This is a genomic window from Actinomadura bangladeshensis (assembly GCF_004348335.1).
In the GTDB taxonomy this organism is placed as follows: domain Bacteria; phylum Actinomycetota; class Actinomycetes; order Streptosporangiales; family Streptosporangiaceae; genus Spirillospora; species Spirillospora bangladeshensis.
In genome coordinates, this window is the sequence record NZ_SMJW01000083.1 from 1 (window position 1) to 20,542 (window position 20,542).

Sequence of the window (20,542 nt, forward strand, 5' to 3'; positions counted from 1 at the left end):
ATGCGGTCTCGTGGCTTGGTGGTTCTGGCCGCCGTTCTGGCGGTGGTGCTCGCCGGCGGCCTCACCGCGGGGTGGGTGCTGCGGCGCGCCCGGAGCAAGGGCCCGGACGAGGTGGCCGCGAGCTACTTCCAGGCCTGGTCCCGGGGCGACCTGGAGGAGATGCGGGAGCTCGTCGCCGACCCGCCGACCGACTTCGCCGCGCAGCACCGGGCGCTGTCGCTCGGGCTGGCGGTCAGCAGCGTCCTGCTGGAGCCGCGGCCCGTCGTCCGGTCCGGGGACGCGGCGCGCGCCGACTTCACCGTCACCCGCTCGCTGGCCGGGCACGGCGAATGGTCGTTCGCGTCGGTGCTCCGGCTGGGGCGCGTCGGCGGCCGGTGGCAGGTCCTGTGGACGCCCGCGACGCTCTATCCGGGGCTGAAGGGGTCGGGGCGGTGGACGATGGGGCAGGTCCGCACCCCCGCGGTGCGGCTCGTCGCGCGGGACGGGCAGGCCCTCGACGAGGACGGCCTGCTCGCGCCCTACCTCGCCGGGATCGTCGAGCGGCTCGACGCCGACTCCGAGCAGGTCCGGTGGGCGGTCGTGCTGCGGGACGGCGGCGGGCCGCCGCAGCGGGTGAAGCTGTTCGGCGGGGGGAAGGGCCGCACGATCCGGACGACGCTGGACCGGCGGCTGCAGGCGGCCGCGGAGAAGACGGCCGGCTCCGCCCCCGGCCAGGCCGCGATCGTCGCCGTCCGGCCGTCCAGCGGGGAGGTCCTCGCGGTGGCGGACGGCCTCGGCGCCCGCGGCGCGGTCACCGGCCTCTACCCGCCGGGCTCGACGTTCAAGGTGGTCACCGCCGGCGCGCTGATCGCGGACGGCGCGGGCGCGGGGACCGGCGCCGACTGCCCGGCGTCGGTGGTGACCGCGCAGCGCACCATCCGCAACGACGAGGACCACGCGCTCGGCCGGACGACGCTGCGCGGCGCGTTCGCCGCGTCCTGCAACACCACGTTCGCGCGGCTGGCGGTGGAGCGGCTCGGCGCGGCGAAGCTGCTGGCGAGCGCGCGCCGGTTCGGGTTCGGCGCCACGCTGACCCCGGGCATGGACGCGGCCGACGGGAGCGTCCCGGACCCGCGGAGCGGCGCGGAACTGGCCGAGGACGGGATCGGGCAGGGCCGCGTCCAGGCGAGCCCGCTGCTGATGGCGTCGGTCGCCGCGGCGGTGGCGGACGGCTCGTGGCGCTCGCCCCGGCTGGTGCCGAAGAAGGTGGTCCGCGAGGGCGGCGGCCGGACGCCGGACCCGAGCCCGGTGCCCGGGGCGCCGACGCTGCGCACGATGATGCGGGCCGTCGTCACCGAGGGCACCGCCGCGGGCGCGGGGCTGCCGGACGGGACCGCGGGCAAGACCGGCACCGCCGAGTCCGCCGGCGGGACGCACGCGTGGTTCATCGGCTACCGGCACGACGTCGCCTTCGCGGTCTTCGTCCACGCCGGGGGGTCGGGTCCGAAAGTGGCCGCGCCGCTGGCCGCCCGCTTCCTGAAGGCCGCGGACTGACGGCCGGCGCAATGGCGCCGGCGTGCTGGAATACATCGCCGGGCAGGTGAACGTGCCGCGGCTTTCCCGCGTACTGCTCTGGTGAGCACAACGCCCACGGGATAAGGCTTCTCCGGGTTTTTTGCGCCAATTCGCCTCAGCGTGGCCCGTGGGGCGTATGCTCCCGGAGTGATCGAGCGGGTTCGCCGAGAATCCGTTCGGGGAACGCGGTGGGAGCGAGCGGGCTCCGACACCGCGGACCCGTGATGTCTCAGCGGAACCGCCGCCGGGCGACGAGCCCGGCGGCACGGAACCACCGGCGTTCGCCGAGCCCTCCGTCTCCTCCACAGGAGAGGGCATGGCGCGACGCGATAACGGGCATGCGTCCCGGAGCAACACGCATGTTTCGTCGTGGGCGGAGACGCCCGCGCGCCCCTCATCGAGACCGGCCTCCGGTCAGGGGAGCTGGTCCGAGGAGCCCCAGTGGCCCGAAGGGTCCTGGTGGTCGGAGCAGGCGGACTGGTCCGAGCGCGGGCGCAAGTCGTCCCGGCGGGAGCCGAGCCGGCGCGAGATGAAGCGGCTCGAGGGCAGGGCCCGCGCGCGGCAGGAGCCGCAGGAGCCGCCGCCCGCCAAGCGGCGCAAGGGGCGCGGCGACCCGTTCGGCGTGCGGAACCGGGGCTCGGGACGGGACGACCCGTTCGAGGCCCGCAACCGCCGGACCGGCCGCACGGACGAGCGCACGGACGCCCGCCCGGAGCGCCCCGGCCCGCGCACACCCGGGCCGCAGGCGCGCACGCCTGGTTCGGCGGTGCGCACCCCGCCGCCGTCCGACTCCCGCGCGACGCGGTCCGACATGCCCACGACACCGCCGGCGACCCCCCGCCCGGCACAGCGGGACGCCCGCACGAGCCGGTTCGACGCCCGCACGCGACAGGCGGACGCGCGTACCAGCAAGATCGACGCGTGGACGGCGGAGCCCGATGCGCGTACGCGGCAGTCCGATGCGCGCACGCGGCAGTTCGACGCGCGCACTGCGGGGTCCGATGCGCGCACTGCGGGGTCCGATGCGCGGGCGGCGCGGTTCGACGCGCGTGCTGAAGGGCTCGGGCGGGGGAGGCGGTCGGAGCGGGCGCGGGCCGAGCGGCGGGCGGAGAGCCGCCGGCCGGGCCGTGCGGCGTCCCGGCATCAGGCACCGCCGCGTCCCGGACCCAAGGCGACGCCGCGGCGCGGGCGGCGGCCCGCCGACAAGATGAGCATCGGCGCGATCGTGCTGTCCACGGCGGTCGGGCTGTCCCTGCTGGGCATCGCCGAGCGGGCGCTGCTGGACGGCGGTCCCCTCGGCGGGACCGGCGGCCCGGTCGGCTCGGAGCGCGCGATCCAGCCGCCGAAGCCGGGCACGGACACGCCGGCGCAGCCCCGGCAGCCGGGTGCGCAGCAGCCCGCGGCCGGCGGCGGGCCGGGCGCCACCGGGAACGGACCGAGCCTGCGGGTGCTCGCCGCGCAGGTGCGGAAGCTGACCCTGGACGAGCGCGGCGCCGCCGCACAGCAGGCCTACGGCGCCGCGCCCGCGCAGCCGCCCATCGTCGGCGCGACCCGCACGAGCGCCGACCGGACGTGGGTGTTCGGCACGTCCGCGATCCCCGTCCCGGCGTCCAGCACCGCCAACCCGGAGGTCGCGTTCTACGCCGCCCACTGGACCGGCAAGGAGTGGCAGGTCGGGCTGTCGGGCGGCAAGGCGTTCGCCGCCCTGCTCGCCGACGTGCCCGCGGCCGTCATGTCGGCGTCGGAGATGCGGCTGCTCGGCAAGTACGGGTCGGTCACCGCCGCGCAGGCCGCCGCCCTGGTCAACGGGACGCGGGCCGGCGACCGGCTGATGCTGCCGTGGAAGATCGGCCAGGTCTGGGCGATGACGACCTCGGACGGCGCGGCGTCCCCGCGCCCGCTCGGCTCGCTGGCATTCTCCGGCGGCGACGGCCGCGTCCTCGCGTCCGGCACCGGCCGCCTCTACCGGTTCTGCGGCAACGCGTCCGGCAACGCGCTGGTCATGCTGATCCACCCGAGCGGCCTCGCGACGACCTACTACGGGCTGCGGAGCGTGCCGCAGCTGCGCGACGGCAGCGTCGTCGAGCAGGGCGACGCGATCGGCCGCACCGGCACCGCCCGGCCCTGCGGCGGCGCCGCGGCGCCCCGCGCGGAGGTCGGGTTCGCGCTGCGCGGCGGCGGCGGGGCGGTCCCGCTGGACGGCGCCGAGATCGGCGGCTGGACGTTCCGCGAGCGCGCCGAGCCGCTGCTCGGGTTCGCCGAGCGCGGCGCCCTCCAAGTGCTTCCCGGGGGCCTGATGGCCAACCTCGGCCCGGTCCCCGCGGCGGACGAGGAACCTGCTCCGCCGTCACCGTCCCCCAGCCCCTCGCCGGCGGACGGCGCGGGAACGGCCGCCGCTCCGGCGCCGGCCGCCACCTAGGAAGAAGAGGAGTCCGAACGGTGCGAACTCGCAGCAGTGATGATCCCGCGGTGCCCGCCTGGGCACTGCGCGCCGTGCTCGCCGGCGCGGTGCTGGTGCTCGTCGGCGCGGCGACCCCGCCGGGAGCGGTCGCGGTCGCGAACGTGCAGTACTTCCTCAACTTCTACGCGGGCGTCTTCGCGCTCGTCTCCTACACCACCGCCGTGATGTGCGGGCTGCTCGCCACCGAGCGGCTGATCCTGAAGATCCGGCACCGGGTGCTCGCGCAGGCGGTGCACCGCGCCGCCGCCGTGGTGGCGACGGCGATGCTCGCCGCGCACGTCTCGGTGAAGGTGATGAACGGGCTCGCGCAGCCGCTCAACATCGTCGTCCCGGACGGCGGCGCCGTCGGGCTCGGCACGATCGCGGCGGAGCTGATGGTCCTCGTCCTGGTCACCGGGATGGTGCGGGTGCGGTTCGCGGTGCGCGGCAAGACCTGGATGTGGCGGTCCATGCACGTGCTCGCCTACATCGCCTGGCCGATGGCGATCGTGCACGGCCTCATCACCGGCCGCGCCGCCGCGAACTGGGTGGTGCTCAGCTACGTGATGAGCGTGGTGCTCGTCGTGCTGGCCCTCGTCACCCGCATGATCGTGGTGATCAAGCCGCGGGACGTGCCCCGCGCCGGCGACGAGGTCGACGCGTTCACGCTGCCGGACGGCGCCGGGCGCGCCCGCTACCGGCGCCAGATGGCGGCGCGCGAGCACGAGGAGGGCCGCGCCGCCGCGGCCGCCCGCGACTCGGGCGGCCGCGGGTTCGGCGACCGGGACGGCCACGACGACGGCTACGACGACCCGCGCCGCACCGTCTCCGACCTGCGCGGCCTGCCGGTCACCGGGCAGGGCCGTGACACCGAGGTCATGCGATGACGTCGACCGTCACCGTCTCGGGCATCGGCGGCCCCCGCCTGACGCTCGGGTTCGACCGGTTCGACCGGCTCGACATCGACCGGCACCTGGCGGTGCACGGCAAGCTCCGCGCGCCGGGGCTGGACGACCTCGTCCGCATGGCCGAGCAGGTCGACATGCGGGGACGCGGCGGAGCCGGTTTCCCGTTCGCCCGCAAGCTGATGGCGGTCGCGGCGCGGATCAAGCACCCGACCGCCGACCAGACCGCGCTGCTGCCCGGCGAGAGGGCCGACGAGCGCGGCGCCAGCGAGAACGTCGTCGTGGTCGTGAACGGCGCGGAGGGCGAGCCGGGCAGCTCCAAGGACAAGGTGCTGCTCTGCCGCGCCCCGCACCTCGTCCTGGACGGCGCGCAGATCGCCGCGTCCGCGCTCGGCACGCAGCGGATCGTGGTGGCGGTCGAGGACGACGAGGCGGCCCGCTCGGTCCGCGCCGCGATCAGCGAGCGGCGGATGCCGGCCCGCGTCGTCCGGCTGACCGAGCGGTTCATCTCCGGGGAGAGCGGCGCGGTGATCCGCGCGATCAACGGGGAGACGCCGATCCCGCCGGGGGTGAAGGTCCGTGCGTCCGACTCCGGGGTGGACGGCTTCCCGACGCTGCTGTCCAACACCGAGACGTTCGCGCAGCTCGCGGTGCTGGTGTCGCTCGGCCCCGACCTGTACGCCTCGGCCGGGACGGAGGACGAGCCCGGCACCACGCTGCTCACGATCGGCGGCACCCAGGTCGTGGAGGCGCCGTACGGGACGCCGCTGCAGACCGTCCTCGACCACTGCCGGGTGCCGCCGTCGCCGGGCGTGCTCGTCGGCGGGTACCACGGCATGTGGCTCGACCCGGCCGCGGTGCCGCGGGCCGTGCTGTCGCGCGCCGGGATGCGGCGCGTCGGCGGGACGGTCGGCGCCGGCATCATCCTGCCGCTCACCCAGGGCACCTGCCCGCTCGGCGAGGTCACCCGGATCGCCTCCTACATGGCGGCGCAGTCGTCCGGGCAGTGCGGGCCGTGCCGGCTCGGGCTGCCCGACGTCGTCCGGTCGCTGAACGCGCTCACCGAGGGCGCCGGGACGGTGGAGGACGTCCGCCGCGCCGCGGCCGTGGGCCGGGGCCGCGGCGCCTGCACCCACCCAGACGGGACCGCCAGGTTCGTGGTGTCGGCGATGGAGGCGTTCGGCGCCGACATCGACGCGCACCGGTGGGGCGGCGGCTGCGGCCTGTCGACCTACGGGGTGCTGCCGCTCCCGGTGCCGGACGGCTCGGAGGGGCGGATAGCGATCGACTGGAGCCGGTGCGACGGGCACGGCCTGTGCGCCTACCTCGTCCCCGAGCTGATCCAGCTCGACCGCTACGGCTTCCCCGTGGTGCTCGGCACCGACATTCCCGCGTGGATGGAGAAGGACGTGCAGAAGGCGGTCGCGATGTGCCCCGCACTGGCGCTTCGCGTCGTCGACGGCGTCCATGGGGCGCCGTCGCGGCGATGAAGCACGGGTGTAGAAAAAAATGACGAGAAGTGGACACCGTTGAACCCTCGTACTAACGCGGTGCGTATTGATGGCCAGACCCGCGTCGTGTCCGTCGAAAACATTCTGAGAGGAGGAAGGTAATCATGGGGAAGGCATACGGAATGGCTGGAGTGCGCAGGATCCCGCGTCCGGTCAGAGGGCGTCTCCTCCTGATTCTGACGGTCGTCGCCGCCGGGGCCGCCGCATTCGTGGTCTTCATGAATCCGGTCGGCGTCCCCGCCAGCGGCGCGGCCAGCCTCGGCGGCACCGTGAACACCAAGTGGGGACGGTTGAGCGCCCTGGACAGGACGGTGCTCGTCAAGGTCAGGCAGGCCAACCTGTGGGAGATGCCCGCAGGCCAGCAGGCCCAGCAGCGCGCCGCGTCCCCCCGGGTGCGCGAGGTCGCCGGGATCATCGCGTCCCAGCATCTGCAGCTGGACGCCGCCACCCGCGCCGTCGCGCAGCAGCTGGGCGTGCTCCTGCCCGTCGAGCCCAACGGGTCGCAGAAGAGCTGGTTGAGAGAAATGTCGGGCAAGTTCGGCGCCGATTACGACAAGACCTTCGTGCTGCGGCTCCGCGCCGCGCACGGGCAGGTGTTCCAGCTCCTCGCCAAGGCCCGCGCGCAGACCGAGAACACCGTGATGCGGACGTTCATTGAAAGCGGAATGAAATTCGTGAACACGCATATCTCGCTGCTGGAGAGCACCGGGCTGGTTCCCCGGCGCGCGCTGCACTGACCCACACATCCCACCCCGCAAAGGGAGCACTCTTCCATGGGACGAAAGAAGAAAGCCTTCGCCGTGCTGATCCCGGCGCTCGCCCTCGCCGCGACGGCCTGCCAGGAGACCCCCGGCGCCGTGGCGCAGCCGGGCGGCCCGCAGCCGGCCAAGACCGCCAGTCCCGCCGCCTATCCGGGACAGCCGGCCGACGGCAACGCCGGCTCCGGAATTCCCAACCTCCAGGGCGGGGGGCAGCAGAACAACGGCGGCCAGCAGCAGAACGGCGGCCAGAACTACGGTCAGCCCACCGCTCAGCCGACCGCGCAGCCCACCGCCGAGCCCACCGCCCAGCCGACCGACGGCACGGGCGGCGGCCAGCAGAACGGCGGCCAGATGAACGACGGCGGCCAGATGAACGACGGCGGTCAAATGAACGACGGCGGCCAGATGAACGATGGCGGCCAGATGAATGACGGCGGCCAGATGGGCGACGGCGGTCAGATGGGCGACGGCGGCCAGATGAACGACGGCCAGAACGGAGACCAGGGGAACGGCCAGAACGGCGACCAGGGCAACGGCGGTCAGAACGGTGACCAGGGCAATGGCGACCAGGGCGATCAGGCGCCGCCCAACCCGGAGCTGCGCGCCGACCAGTTCGTCGACATCCGCAAGGCGCCCCGCGTCCGGCAGCCGCGCCGCACCCGGCAGGCGTCCACCGGCGTGTTCGCGTCCGAGTGCGGCGTGAACGAGGGCCAGGCGCACAGCAACCCCGACAACGTGCTCGCGGCGCCCGGCGTCGTGAACGGCGCGCACCACATCCACGACTACGTCGGCAACCTCGACACGAACGCCTTCTCCACCGACGAGACGTTCGCCGCGGCCGGGACGACCTGCACCAACGGCGACAAGTCGGCCTACTTCTGGCCGGTGATCCGGCTCCGCGACGGCCAGGACGACTCCGACCGGGCCGAGCAGAGCACCGCGGACGGCAACGTCGGCAGCATCGTCACCCCGTCCAGCGTGAAGCTCCAGTTCCTCGGCAACCCGCGCGGCAAGGTGACCGCGGCGCCGCAGTTCATCCGGATCGCGACGGGTGACGCCAAGGCCGTGAAGAACGGACTGAAGAACGCCCACGCGTCTTGGACGTGCAGCGGCTTCGAGAACCGGGCGTTCACCGACAAGTACCCGCTCTGCCCCTCCGGCAGCAAGGTGGAGCGCGTGCTGAACTTCCCCGGCTGCTGGGACGGCCAGAACACCGACAGCGCCAACCACCGCGACCACGTCGCGTTCGCCGACGCGCGGACGGGCGCCTGCCCGCAGGGGTTCAAGGCCATCCCGCAGCTGCGGATGACGCTGGCCTACGACGTGCCCGCGAAGCCCCTCGCGTTCGCGCTGGACAGCTTCCCCGAGTCGGGCCACGACCCGGTGACCGACCACGGCGACTTCATCAACGTGATGGGCGAGCAGCTGATGCAGCAGGCCGTCACCGCCATCAACAAGGGCGCGCGCACGACCGGCAAGCGCCGCTGACCCCGTCCCCGCGCCCGGACGGGTCCGGGCGGCCGGGGCGCATCCCGCGGACGCGGCCGGTGAGGGCGGACCTCACCGGCCGCGTCCGCGCGCGTCCGGCGCCCCGGCGGCCTACGATCGCCGCATGGACATTGTGATCGCGGGCGGGCACGGGCAGATCGCGCTGCGGCTGGCCCGGCTGCTGGCCGCACGGGGGGACACCGTACGCGGCATCATCCGCAACCCCGGCCACGCCGCCGACGTCCGGGACGCCGGCGCCGAGCCGGTCGTGTGCGACCTGGAGGCCGCCGGCACGGCCACGGTCGCGGGCCACCTGGCGGGCGCGGACGCCGTCGTGTTCGCCGCCGGGGCGGGCCCCGGCAGCGGCGCCGCCCGCAAGGACACCGTCGACCGGGCCGCGTCCGTGCTGACGGCGGACGCGGCCGAGCGCGCCGGCGTGCGCGACTTCGTGCAGATCTCCGCGATGGGCGCCGGCGAGAAGGCGGCACCGGGGCGCGGCGAGGTCTGGGACGCCTACATCCGGGCCAAGGGCGAGGCCGAGGACGACCTGCGGGACCGCGACGCCATCGACTGGCTGATCCTGCGCCCCGGCGGGCTCACCGACGACCCGGGCACCGGGCTGGTGCGGCTGGAGGAGCCGCCGATCGGGCACGGCGCGGTGACCCGCGACGACGTGGCGGCGGTCATCGTGGCGCTGCTCGACGCCCCCGGCGTCCGCCGCCGCACGCTCGACCTGCTGAACGGCGGCACCCCGGTCGAGGACGCCGTCGCCTCCCTCCGCTGACCCGCCCGGCGAGCCGCCCTACGCGGTGTAGAGCGACTCGATCTCGCCGGCGAAGTCCTTCATCACGACGTTGCGCTTCACCTTGAGGCTGGGCGTCATGTGGCCGGCCTCCTCGGTGAAGTCGACGCCGAGGATGACGTACTTCTTGATCGCCTCGGCCTGGCTGACGGACTTGTTGGCGGCGGCGACCGCGGCCTCGACCTCCGCGATGACGTCGGGGTCGCGGCGCAGGTCGTCCACGCTCATCGCCTCGGACTTGCCGTGCTGGGCCTTCCACGGGCCGAGCGCCTCCTCGTCCAGCGTGACGAGGGCGCTGATGAACTTGCGGCCGTCGCCGACGACGAGGCACTGGCTGATCAGCGGGTGCGCGCGGAGCCGGTCCTCCAGCGGCGCGGGCGCCACGTTCTTGCCGGCCGCGGTGACGAGGATCTCCTTCTTGCGGCCGGTGATCCGCAGGAAGCCGTCCTCGTCGAGGGAGCCGAGGTCGCCGGTGTGGAACCAGCCGTCCTCCAGCGCCTCCTTGGTGGCGGCCTCGTTGTTCCAGTAGCCGCGCAGGACGTTGATGCCGCGGACGAGAACCTCGCCGTCGTCGGCGATGCGGATGTCCACGCCCGGGATCGGCCGGCCCACCGTGCCGATCTTGATGGCGGTGGGGCGGTTGACGCTGGCGGGCGCGGTCGTCTCGGTGAGGCCGTAGCCCTCCAGGATCGTGATGCCGACGCCGCGGAAGAAGTGCCCGAGGCGCTCGCCGAGCGCGGCGCCGCCGGACACCGCGTACTGCACCCTGCCGCCGACGGCGGCGCGCAGCTTCCCGTACACCAGGACGTCGAAGACCTTGTGCTTGGCCTTGAGCCCGAGCCCCGGGCCGCCCGCGTCGAGCGCGCGGCTGTAGGCGACGGCGGTCTCGGCCGCCGCCCTGAAGACCTTGCCCTTGCCGTCCGCCGCGGCCTTCTGCTCGGCGCCGTTGTAGACCTTCTCGAACACGCGCGGGACGGCGAGCAGGAACGTCGGCCGGAACGAGGCGAGGTCGGGCAGCAGGCTCGGGATGTCGCTGTGCCCGAGGACGATGCCGCCCTCGATCGTCGCGACCTCGATCAGCCGCGCGAACACGTGCGCGAGCGGCAGGAACAGCAGCGTGGAACTGCCCTCCACGGCGACTTCGGCGATCGCGCCCTGCACGGCGTTGCGGGCGGTCGACACGAGGTTCCCGTGGGTGATCTCGCAGCCCTTGGGGCGCCCGGTCGTGCCGGAGGTGTAGACGAGCGTGGCGACGTCGGCGGCCGTGCGGGACCGGCGGCGCTCCTCGATCACGTCGTCGCCGACGTCCGCGCCGAGCCGGACGACCTCGTCCACGCCGCCCGCGTCGATGCCCCACACGTGCGCCAGGCCCGGCAGCGCGCCGCGGACCTCCGCGACCCGCGCCTCGTGCTCGGCGGTCTCGGCGAACACGGCCTTGGCGCCGGAGTCGCCGACGATCCACTCGATCTGCTCGGCGGACGAGGTCTCGTAGATGGGGACGGAGACCGCGCCGGCCGTCCAGATCGCGTAGTCGAGGACGGTCCACTCGTAGCGCGTCCGCGACAGCAGGCACACCCGGTCGCCGGCCTCGATGCCCGCCGCCGCCAGGCCCTTGGCGGCCGCGGTGATCTCGGCCGCGAACTCGGCGGCGGTGACCGCGCTCCACGCGCCCCCCTCGCCCGTGCCGGTCCTGCGGCGCGCCACGATCGTGCCGGGCTCCTCGGCCGCCCTGGTGAAGGGGGCGTCGGTCAGATTGGCGGAGTCGGGGACCTCCACCATCGCGGGGACGCTGAACTCGCGCACGGCCCACTCCTGTAGTCGGTCTTCCAGATCGGCGGGAAGTCTGCGGAGGCTTCTCCGCACACGAATGATACCCATGAGTAGGGATTTCGCCCGTCACGTGACCATGCCCGCCGGCGCGCGGACCGCACGGCGCCCGGGTTAACGGCACGGCAAAGACCGCCCGCCGTCCCGTGGCGGCGGCCGCGCGTCGCCTACTCTTGACCCGGTCGCACAACGGGAACCGTTCGGGGGATCGCCATGTCGCTGCTCGAAGTGATCGCGCTGACCGCGGACGACGCGCGGGCGGCGCAGGACGGCGGCGCCGACCGGATCGAGGTCGTCGCCGACATGGCCGCCGACGGGCTCACCCCCGACCCCGACCTGGTCGCCGCGATCAGGGCGGCGGCGACGCTGCCGATGCGGGTGATGCTGCGCGCCAACGCCGGCTTCCGCACCACCGGCGCCGAGCTGGACCGGCTCCGCCGCGCCGCCGCCGACCTCGCCGCCGCGGGCGCGGACGGGTTCGTGCTCGGCTTCCTCGACTCCGCCGGCCAGATCGACGCCGCCGCCACCGGCAAGCTCGCCGCCGTCGCCGCCCCGCTGCCCTGGACGTTCCACCGCGCGCTCGACCACGCCGCCGACCCCGTCCAGGCGTGGCGCACGGTCCGGCACCTCGGCGGCGGGCTCGACACCGTCCTCACCGCCGGGTCGGCGCGCGGCGTCGACGCGGGCGTGGACGTGCTGGTCCGGCGGGCCACCGAGGACCCGGACGCGGCCGGGATGATCATGGCCGGGGGCGGGCTGCGCCGCAGGCACGTCGCGGTCCTCGCCGCCGCCGGGGTCACCGCCTTCCACGTGGGCACCGCCGTCCGCCCGGACGGCGCCTGGGACGCACCCGTCGACCCCGCGCTTGTGCGGGAGTGGTGCTCGCTGGTGTCCGCGGCCACCGGCTGACCCGCCCGCCTTTCCGGGCGGTCCGCCCTATTACAGTCGGTTCATGCGGATCCACGTGGTGAGCGACGTCCATGGCCGCGCGGACGCGCTGCGCAGCGCCGCCGACGGCGCCGACGCCCTCGTCTGCCTGGGCGACCTGATCCTGTTCATCGACTACCAGGACCACGGGCAGGGGATCTTCGCCGACCTGTTCGGCCAGGAGAACGCCGACCGCTTCATCGCGCTGCGGACCGAGAAGCGCTTCGACGACGCGCGCGCGTTCTCCCGCGGCCTGTGGGCGTCGCTGGAGGGCGACGCGTGGCCGCACATCGAGCGCGCGGTCGACCGGCAGTACGCCGAGCTGTTCGCGGCCATGCCGTCCCCGGCGTACCTGACGTACGGGAACGTCGACGTCCCGCGCATGTGGGGCCCGCATCTGCGCGACGGCCACCGGGTCCTGGACGGGGAGACCGCCGAGATCGGCGGCCTGCGGTTCGGGTTCGTCGGCGGCGGCCTCCGCACCGAGTACCGCACCCCCTACGAGCTGGACGAGGAGGCCTTCGCCGCCAAGGTCGAGGCCGTCGGCGAGGTCGACGTGCTGTGCTCGCACATCCCGCCCGCCGTCCCCGACCTGCTGTACGACACGGTGGCGCGCCGGTTCGAGCGGGGCAGCGAGGCGATCCTGGACGCGATCCGCCGGACGCAGCCGAGGTACGCGCTGTTCGGGCACGTCCACCAGCCGCTCGCGAGCCGCACCCGCATCGGCCGCACCGAATGCGTGAACGTCGGCCACTTCCGCGCCCGCGGCGTTCCGTACGTCCTCACGGTGTGACGGATACCGTCGTCGGTACGACAGCGGGCCCGGGTGCGGGCCCGAGGAGCCGGAGGGAGACGCAGATGGCCGACCGCACGAGTTCGTCCACCACGGTCAAGGCCGGGAAGGCCGAGATCATGGCGGTGATCGCAGACCTGGAGTCCTACCCGGAGTGGGCGAGCGGCATCCGCGGGTTCACCGTGCAGGAGACCGGCGAGGACGGCCGCGCCGCGCGCGCCAGGCTCACCTTCGACGGCGGCCCGTTCAGCGACACCGTCGGCCTCGCCTACACCTGGGAGGGCGACGACCGGGTGACGTGGAAGCTGGTGGAGCCGGGCAGCGTCGTGACCGGCCTGCACGGCTCCTACGCCCTCGCCGAGCGGGACGGCGCCACGGAGGTGACCTACGAGCTCGCCGTGGATGTCCGCGTCCCGCTCATCGGCATGGTGAAGCGCAAGGCCGAGAAGCGGATCATCGACTCGGCCCTCAAGGGGCTCAAGCGCCACATGGAGCGCTGACCGCGCCGTTCCGGGGCCGGCCGAAGAGGAGATACCGTGCACGCCGGTGCCGGGGGATGATGGAGGCGGCGGCGGGGCATGGGACCGTGCCAAACCGCCGGTATCGGGTAGTGGGGTAGTGGCTCCAGCCGGGGCGCGCGAGGAGGAGGAAGCGTTACATGGCCCTGACCATCGGCGTGGATGTGGGCGGCACCAAGGTGGCCGCGGGGGTCGTCGACGACCGCGGGACGATACTCGAGAAGGTCCGCCGGCCGACGCCTTCGACGAACCCGAAGGAGACCGCCGAGACCATCGCCGAGGTCGTCGAACTGCTGAAGGGCAAGTACGACGAGGTGTCGGCGGTCGGCCTCGGCACCGCGGGCTTCGTCGACGAGGCCCGCGCCACGGTGCTGTTCGCGCCGAACCTCGCCTGGCGGGACGAGCCGATCAAGGAGAAGGTCGAGAGCCTGGTCGGGCTGCCGGTCGTCGTGGAGAACGACGGCAACGCGACCGCCTGGGGCGAGGCCCGGTTCGGCGCCGGGCGCGGGGAGAACTTCCTCGTGCTGGTGGCGCTCGGGACCGGCATCGGCGGCGGCATCATCATCAACGGCGAGCTCTACCGGGGCGCGTTCGGCATCGGCGCGGAGATGGGGCACTTCCGGGTCGTCCCGGACGGGCGCCGCTGCGGCTGCGGCAACCGCGGCTGCTGGGAGCAGTACGCCAGCGGCAACGCCCTGGTGCACGAGGCCCGCGACCTGGCCCGGGTGGCGCCCGCGATGGCGGGGCGCCTGCTGGAGCTCGGCGGCGGCCGGCCGGAGGGCATCAGCGGCCCCGAGGTGTCGCAGGCCGCCCGCGAGGGCGACAAGGCCGCGCTGGAGTGCTTCCGCACCATCGCGCACTGGGCGGGCCAGGGCCTCGCCGACCTGTCCGCCATCCTGGACCCGGGCGCGTTCATCATCGGCGGCGGCCTGTCGGACGCCGGGGACCTGCTCCTCGACCCGATCCGGTCGGCGTTCGAGGACGCGCTGACCGGACGCGGCCACCGCCCGCTGCCCGACATCCGCATCGCCGAGCTGGGCTCGGCGGCGGGCATCGTCGGCGCCGCCGACCTCGCCCGCGTCCGGCCCTTCCAGGACGTGATCGTCTAGGCGTGGCCGCCGTCCGCGTGCAGAGCTACAACGTCCGGTCGCTGCGCGACGACCCGGCCGCGGTGACCCGCGTCGTCCGCGCCCTGGCCCCGGACGTGCTCTGCCTGCAGGAGGTGCCGCGCTTCGGGGCCTGGCGGCTGAGGCGCCGCCGCCTGGCGAACGCCTGCGGCATGAAGATCGCGGCGGGACGGCGGGCCTGCGGGCTCGCCGTCCTCACCGGCCCCCGCGTCCGCCGGGTGGCCCGCGAGTTCCACCTGCTGACCCCCGACCCGGACCTGCACCGCCGGGCCCTGGCGATCGCCGTCCTGGACAAGGACGGCACCCGCCTGATAGCCGCGTGCACCCACCTGGACCTGAAGAAGGGCCCCCGCCGCCGCCACGTCGAGGAGATCCTCACCCACCTCGACCGCGCCCGCGCCCGCTACGACGCCCCCGTCATCCTGGCCGGCGACATCAACGAGGAACCGGGCGGCGCTTCCTGGACCCGCCTGACCGAACACTTCCGGGACGCCTACGGGACGGCCCCCGCCGGCGAAGAACTCACGTTCTCGTCCCGCAACCCCACCCGCCGGATAGACGCCGTCTTCACCGACCCCGCGATCCAGGTAGAGGCCGCCGGCGTCCCCGCGGACGAGGCCGTCGCACGCGACTACCCGGCGGCGACCGACCACCGCCCCCTGATGGCCGACCTGGACGTCCCTAGCTGAGCACTAGACAACCGCTCCGTCGTCGGGGTCGCGGGGTTCGTCGCCCATGCGCAGGACGAGGGTGACGAAGCCGCCGATGAAGGCGGCGACGGCGAGGAAGGCGGCCCAGCCGGGGACCTCCCAGTCGAGGATGACGGTGATGAGCAGGTAGACGGGGCCGCCGATCAGCGCGATCCAGGCGCCGCGGGTGAGCGGGTCGGCGGCCGGCAGCGGCGGGGGAGGGGGCGGCACGTAGTGCTCCTCCTCGCCGTCGTCGGCGGGGAACTCGGGCGTCTCCGCGGGCTTGATCACCCGGACCCGGGGGAGCCGGCCGGTGCGGTCGTCGCCCTCCTGCGGGGGGTCCGCGGGCTCGCGGACGTTCTCCTCCTCGGGCCAGGGGACGTCGTCGCCCTCGGGCCCGGAGTCGAATCCGGCGACGATCTCGGCCCAGATCGCGTCCTCGTCCAGTTCGGCGGGGCCGCCCGCGTCCTTGGCGTCGGCGGAGCCGCCGGAGCCGGCGAGGCCGGCGTCGGCGCGGTCGGCGGTGCCGGTGCGCCCGGCCGGTTCGGCGGGTTCGGCGCGCCCCTCGTCGGAGCCGCGGGCGGAGGCGTCGCGGAGCCGGGCGAGGTGGACCCGCAGGATGCCCTCGGCGGCGGGCTTCATGTCGACGTCCACGTAGACCCGGTCGAGGACGTCGCCCGGCGCGGGTTCGGCGGCCGGCTCGGCGAGGTCCGGCAGGCCGGACGGCGAGGTCGCGTAGGCGGCCACCCCGGCCTCGCCGAGCGCCGTGAGCATGGCGTCGGCCAGGTGCGGGGCGAGGTCGACCAGCGGGGCGTAGGTGTCGGCCGTCAGGCCATTGCCACGGCGATTCACGGGGCCGGCTCCTTCGACGACTCCGGCGTGGCCGGCTGCAGCGGCATGGCGGCCTCCGCTCCCCCAACGACAGTACGGTGCCCGGTCGCGCGCGCGGCGGACCGCGGCGCCCCCGGACACCCCGAAACGTGTGTCCCACGGTATTCGCTGCGCCGCGTGGGACAAGCCCCCCGGCGCACCCGATTGAGATTCACCGTTCAGAGCCTACGTTCAATCGGGCCCCCGCCGCCGCGCGGGCCGCGTCCCGATCAGGGGTACCGGCCGGTAGAACGGTGAGACCGGGAGTGGGAGGATGTCCCATCATCTCCCCGTCGGCCAGGACCGGCCGCGCCCGCCCTGACGGAGCCGGTCCGAGGAAGGTGCCCGCATGCTGTGGTTCTGGATCCTGCTCAGGATCGTCCTGTCGCCGATCCTGTACCTCGGCTGGTGGCCGCGGAACAAGGGCCGGCGCAACGTCCCGCTGCGGGGGCCGGCGCTGATGGTGAGCAACCACCTGTCGTTCGCCGACCACTTCTTCGGCCCGCTGCCGCTGCTGCGCCCGATCTTCTTCATCGGCAAGGGCGAGTACTTCACCGGCAAGGGGATCAAAGGGCTGATCAGCAAGGGGTTCTTCACCGGGGTGGGCGTCGTGCCCGTCGACCGCACCGGCGGGGACGCGGCCGAGGCGGCGCTGCAGACGGGGCTGCGGATCCTCGGCGAGGGCAAGCTGCTCGGCATCTACCCCGAGGGCACCCGGGCGCCCGACAACCGGCTGTACCGGGGCAAGACGGGGGTGGCGCGGCTGGCGCTGAAGTCCCGCGTCCCGGTGATCCCGATGGCGATGATCAACACGTTCGAGCTGATGCCGCCCGGCAGGCCGCTGCCGCGGCTCGGCGTCCGGCCCGGCGTGCGGTTCGGCGAGCCGATGGACTTCTCCCGCTTCTACGGGCGCGAGGACGACCACGAGGTGCTGCGCGAGATCACCGACGAGATCATGATGGCGATCCGGGAGCTGTCCGGGCAGGAGTACGTCGACCGGTACGCCGCCGAGGTGAAGGCGGAGATGGCCGGCAAGCGGGTGCGGCCGGTGGAGGACGACGACGGCCTGAGCGACAAGGGCTAGGAGTGCTCGGCCTGGAGACCGCGCTGTGGCGGGCCGTGGCGGTCTACCGCGGCCTCGCGCTGGTCTACGCCGCGGTCGTGATCGCCATGAACGCGGGCGGCTACGCCCATCCGGCCGGCGGCTGGGCCGTCCTCGCCGTCATGACCGCCTGGACGGGCTACGCCGCCCTGGCGTTCGGCGACCCGCGCCGGCGCGGCCGGCCGCTGCTGGCCGCGGACCTCGCCGTCGCCGCGGCCTGCGTGCTGGCGACGGCGTGGGTGGAGTCGGCCGCGAACATCGCCGCCGGGCGCCCCACGCTCCCGGTGTCGTGGGTCGCGGCGGCGGTCCTGTCGTGGGCGGTCGCGGGCGGGCGGCGGCTCGGCCTCACCGCCGCGCTCGTCCTCGCCGCGGCGAACCTGCTGGTGCACGCGATCGCCGGGACGAGCGGCGGCATCGGCGACACCACGTTCAACGGCATCGTGCTGCTGCTCCTCGCCGGGCTCGTCGTCGGGCACGTCGTCCGGCTCGCGCGGGAGGCCGAGGCGCGGCTGGCGCGCGCCGTGGAGCTGGAGTCGGCGAACCGGGAGCGGGAGCGGCTCGCCCGCCGCATCCACGACTCGGTGCTGCAGGTCCTCGCCATGGTGCAGCGGCGCGGCGGCGAGCTCGGCGGGGAGGCGGCCGAGCTCGGCCGCCTCGCGGGCGAGCAGGAGGCCGCGCTGCGCGCCCTGATCGGCACCGCCCCGGCGCCGCCGCGCGTCGTCCCGGACGCCGACGCCGACCTGCGGCCGCTGCTGACCGCGCACGCGTCCACGGCCGTCACGGTCTCGACCCCGGCGACGGAGGTGCCGCTGCCCGCGCACGCCGCCCGCGAGGTCGCGGCCGCCGTGGCGGCGGCCCTCGACAACGTCGCGCGGCACTGCGGCGACCGCGCCCGCGCCTGGGTGCTGCTGGAGGACGGCGGCGGCGAGGTCACCGTCAGCGTCCGCGACGACGGCCCCGGCATGCCCGACGGCCGGCTGGACGAGGCCGCGGCGGACGGCCGGCTCGGCGTCGCCCAGTCCATCCGGGGCCGCGTGACCGATCTCGGCGGCACCGTGGTGATCTCCTCCGCGGCCGGTGAGGGCACCGAGATCGAGATGACCGTGCCGCGCCGCCCGGTTCGTCCGGCTTAGGGTGGGGGCGTGAGCCTGCGAGTCATGGTCGTGGACGACCACCCGATGTGGCGGGAAGCCGTCGCCCGCGACCTCGCCGAGGCCGGCCACGAGGTGGTCGCGACCGCCGGCGAGGGCCGCGCCGCCGTCCGCATCGCGGCCGCCGCGCGCCCCGAGGTCGCCGTCGTCGACCTCCAGCTTCCCGACATCGGCGGCGTCGAGGTGACCCGGCACCTGGCCGCAGCCGATCCGCCCGTCCGGGTGCTGGTGCTGTCGGCGAGCGGCGAGCAGCAGGACGTCCTGGAGGCGGTGAAGGCGGGCGCCACCGGCTACCTGCTGAAGTCCGCCGCCCGCGAGGAGTTCCTGGACGCCGTCCGGCGCACCGGCGAGGGCGACGCCGTCTTCACCCCCGGGCTCGCGGGCCTCGTCCTCGGCGAGTACCGCCGCCTCGCCGCCGCGCCCGCCCGCGAGGACGACGACGCGCCCCGCCTCACCGACCGCGAGACCGAGGTCCTGCGCCTCGTCGCGAAGGGCCTGACGTACAAGCAGATCGCGCAGCGCCTCGTCCTGTCCCACCGGACGGTGCAGAACCACGTGCAGAACACCCTCGGCAAGCTGCAGCTCCACAACCGCGTCGAACTCGTCCGCTACGCCATCGAGAAGGGCCTCGACCAGGAGTAGCGCGGCCGGACGCGGCGCGGGAACTGGCGCTCGCCGAGGTCCGGTGGTCGTATTGCGGTGGGTCCCCCGCCGCGTTCCCCGCCGGCTCGCCGCGCGGCGGACGCCCGGGGGAGTGGCCGTGCCGGTCAGCGGGTACGTCCGGGTCTTCGGGCGGTGCCCGGCCGGCTGACCGCGGCGTCGGTGGAACGAGATGCCGCCGCCCGCGGCAGCGGCTATGGTCTAGACCAATGGCGGCGCGCCGGGACTTTCCGGACGGGCGCCGGCCATGGCCCGAGCAGGTGAATCGAGGGAGGAGCCCGGTGGCGGGAGAAGGAGACGGCATGCGCGTCGGAGTGCTGACCGGTGGCGGCGACTGCCCCGGACTGAACGCGGTGATCCGCGCGGTCGTCCGCAAGGGCGTGCAGGTCTTCGGCTACGAGTTCGTGGGCTTCCGGGCCGGCTGGCGCGGGCCCCTCGAAGGCGACACCGTGGCCCTGGACGTGCAGGCCGTGCGCGGGATCCTGCCGCGCGGCGGGACGATCCTCGGCTCGTCCCGGACCAACCCGGTCAAGGTCGAGGGCGGCATAGAGCGGATCAAGGACAACCTCGCCGGCCTCGGCGTGGACGCCCTGATCGCCATCGGCGGCGAGGACACCCTCGGCGTCGCGCGCGAGCTGTACGCCAACGGCGTCAACGTCGTCGGCGTCCCGAAGACGATCGACAACGACCTGAACGCGACCGACTACACGTTCGGGTTCGACACCGCGGTGAACATCGGCATGGAGGCCGTCGACCGGCTGCACACCACCGCCGAAAGCCACCACCGCGCGCTGATCTGCGAGGTCATGGGCCGGCACGCGGGCTGGATAGCGCTGCACGTCGGGATGGCCGCCGGCGCCAACGTCATCCTCATCCCCGAGCGGCCCTTCGACATCGAGAAGGTCTGCCAGTACGTGGAGAGCCGGTTCAAGACCCGGTACGCGCCGATCATCGTCGTGTCCGAGGGGGCCCACCCCGTCGACGGGCAGATGCAGCTGCAGACCGGCGAGAAGGACGCGTTCGGGCACGTCCGGCTCGGCGGCATCGGCCAGGCCCTCGCCGACGAGATCGAGAAGCGCACCGGCAAGGAGGCCCGCGCGACCGTGCTCGGGCACATCCAGCGCGGCGGCACCCCCACCGCGTTCGACCGCGTCCTCGCCACCCGCTTCGGCCTGCAGGCCATCGACGCCGTCCGGGACGGCGACTACGGCAAGATGGTCGCGCTCCAGGGCACCGACATCGTCCGCGTCGGGCTGGACGAGGCGACCAAGGAGCTGAAGACCGTCCCGCTGGAGCGCTACGCCGAGGCCGAGGTCTTCTTCGGCTGACCCGGCCCTCCTGGCGGGAACACGCTTTCCGGGTCGCGGTGTTGCCCACTGTGGGCCACACTGGAACCGCACCCCCAGACCTGTTCCCG

The 20,542-nt window shown here is 74.5% G+C and carries 18 protein-coding genes; 16 read left to right on the forward strand and 2 right to left on the reverse strand.

The features are described 5' to 3' along the window. The 7 genes from E1284_RS17940 to E1284_RS17970 form a co-directional block, all read left to right on the forward strand. Window positions 1–1,533: penicillin-binding transpeptidase domain-containing protein (locus tag E1284_RS17940; protein ID WP_131940324.1), on the forward strand; the 1,533-nt coding region annotated here is incomplete at its 5' end. Between the two features lie 337 nt (window positions 1,534–1,870). Then, on the forward strand, window positions 1,871–3,973 hold the full coding sequence (locus E1284_RS17945; protein ID WP_131940326.1) for a M23 family metallopeptidase: 2,103 nt from the start codon (window positions 1,871–1,873) through the stop codon (window positions 3,971–3,973). A gap of 50 nt (window positions 3,974–4,023) precedes the next feature. Next, the gene (locus E1284_RS17950; protein WP_131940327.1) at window positions 4,024–4,881 is read left to right on the forward strand and encodes a hypothetical protein; all 858 of its coding nucleotides are present in this window, start codon (window positions 4,024–4,026) and stop codon (window positions 4,879–4,881) included. After that, window positions 4,878–6,389, forward strand: coding sequence for an NADH-quinone oxidoreductase subunit NuoF family protein (locus E1284_RS17955; protein WP_131940329.1), 1,512 nt, complete (start codon window positions 4,878–4,880; stop codon window positions 6,387–6,389). The genes E1284_RS17950 and E1284_RS17955 overlap by 4 nt, the downstream gene beginning before the upstream one ends. A gap of 125 nt (window positions 6,390–6,514) precedes the next feature. Beyond that, window positions 6,515–7,147: a DUF4142 domain-containing protein gene (locus tag E1284_RS17960; protein ID WP_239067918.1), complete on the forward strand. Its 633-nt coding sequence runs from the start codon at window positions 6,515–6,517 to the stop codon at window positions 7,145–7,147. A 36-nt stretch (window positions 7,148–7,183) separates the two neighbouring features. After that, window positions 7,184–8,659, forward strand: coding sequence for a DUF1996 domain-containing protein (locus E1284_RS17965; protein ID WP_131940331.1), 1,476 nt, complete (start codon window positions 7,184–7,186; stop codon window positions 8,657–8,659). Between the two features lie 124 nt (window positions 8,660–8,783). Further along, window positions 8,784–9,443, forward strand: a complete 660-nt coding sequence (locus E1284_RS17970) for an NAD(P)H-binding protein (protein WP_131940333.1) — start codon at window positions 8,784–8,786, stop codon at window positions 9,441–9,443. A gap of 18 nt (window positions 9,444–9,461) precedes the next feature. Here the strand turns inward: E1284_RS17970 and E1284_RS17975 are convergent, their stop codons facing one another. Continuing rightward, window positions 9,462–11,264 (reverse strand): AMP-dependent synthetase/ligase, encoded by a 1,803-nt coding sequence (locus E1284_RS17975; RefSeq protein ID WP_207923821.1) that lies wholly within the window; start codon window positions 11,262–11,264, stop codon window positions 9,462–9,464. A gap of 237 nt (window positions 11,265–11,501) precedes the next feature. Between E1284_RS17975 and E1284_RS17980 the strand changes: the two genes are divergently transcribed. The 5 genes from E1284_RS17980 (at window position 11,502) to E1284_RS18000 (ending at window position 15,342) form a co-directional block, all read left to right on the forward strand. Then, on the forward strand, window positions 11,502–12,197 hold the full coding sequence (locus tag E1284_RS17980; protein ID WP_131940335.1) for a copper homeostasis protein CutC: 696 nt from the start codon (window positions 11,502–11,504) through the stop codon (window positions 12,195–12,197). A 43-nt stretch (window positions 12,198–12,240) separates the two neighbouring features. Continuing rightward, the gene (locus E1284_RS17985) at window positions 12,241–13,008 is read left to right on the forward strand and encodes a metallophosphoesterase family protein (RefSeq protein ID WP_131940337.1); all 768 of its coding nucleotides are present in this window, start codon (window positions 12,241–12,243) and stop codon (window positions 13,006–13,008) included. 65 nt (window positions 13,009–13,073) lie between these two features. Then, complete coding sequence (locus E1284_RS17990) at window positions 13,074–13,508, forward strand: SRPBCC family protein (protein WP_131940339.1); 435 nt, start codon at window positions 13,074–13,076, stop codon at window positions 13,506–13,508. 158 nt (window positions 13,509–13,666) lie between these two features. Next, entirely contained in the window at window positions 13,667–14,635 is a 969-nt protein-coding gene (locus E1284_RS17995) for an ROK family glucokinase (protein ID WP_131940341.1), read from the forward strand. Window positions 14,636–14,637: 2 nt separating this feature from the next. Beyond that, entirely contained in the window at window positions 14,638–15,342 is a 705-nt protein-coding gene (locus E1284_RS18000; RefSeq protein ID WP_131940343.1) for an endonuclease/exonuclease/phosphatase family protein, read from the forward strand. A gap of 3 nt (window positions 15,343–15,345) precedes the next feature. Here E1284_RS18000 and E1284_RS18005 read toward each other — a convergent pair whose 3' ends face one another. After that, entirely contained in the window at window positions 15,346–16,194 is an 849-nt protein-coding gene (locus tag E1284_RS18005) for a hypothetical protein (RefSeq protein ID WP_131940345.1), read from the reverse strand. 367 nt (window positions 16,195–16,561) lie between these two features. Between E1284_RS18005 and E1284_RS18010 the strand changes: the two genes are divergently transcribed. The 4 genes from E1284_RS18010 to E1284_RS18025 all read left to right on the forward strand — a co-directional run bounded on the left by E1284_RS18010 (window position 16,562) and on the right by E1284_RS18025 (window position 20,453). Next, entirely contained in the window at window positions 16,562–17,296 is a 735-nt protein-coding gene (locus tag E1284_RS18010; protein ID WP_207923822.1) for a lysophospholipid acyltransferase family protein, read from the forward strand. 2 nt (window positions 17,297–17,298) lie between these two features. Beyond that, the gene (macS, locus tag E1284_RS18015; RefSeq protein WP_243714560.1) at window positions 17,299–18,447 is read left to right on the forward strand and encodes a MacS family sensor histidine kinase; all 1,149 of its coding nucleotides are present in this window, start codon (window positions 17,299–17,301) and stop codon (window positions 18,445–18,447) included. 24 nt (window positions 18,448–18,471) lie between these two features. Then, window positions 18,472–19,107, forward strand: a complete 636-nt coding sequence (locus tag E1284_RS18020) for a response regulator (protein WP_207923823.1) — start codon at window positions 18,472–18,474, stop codon at window positions 19,105–19,107. A gap of 320 nt (window positions 19,108–19,427) precedes the next feature. After that, window positions 19,428–20,453, forward strand: a complete 1,026-nt coding sequence (locus E1284_RS18025; protein ID WP_131940349.1) for a 6-phosphofructokinase — start codon at window positions 19,428–19,430, stop codon at window positions 20,451–20,453. Window positions 20,454–20,542 lie beyond the last annotated feature (89 nt).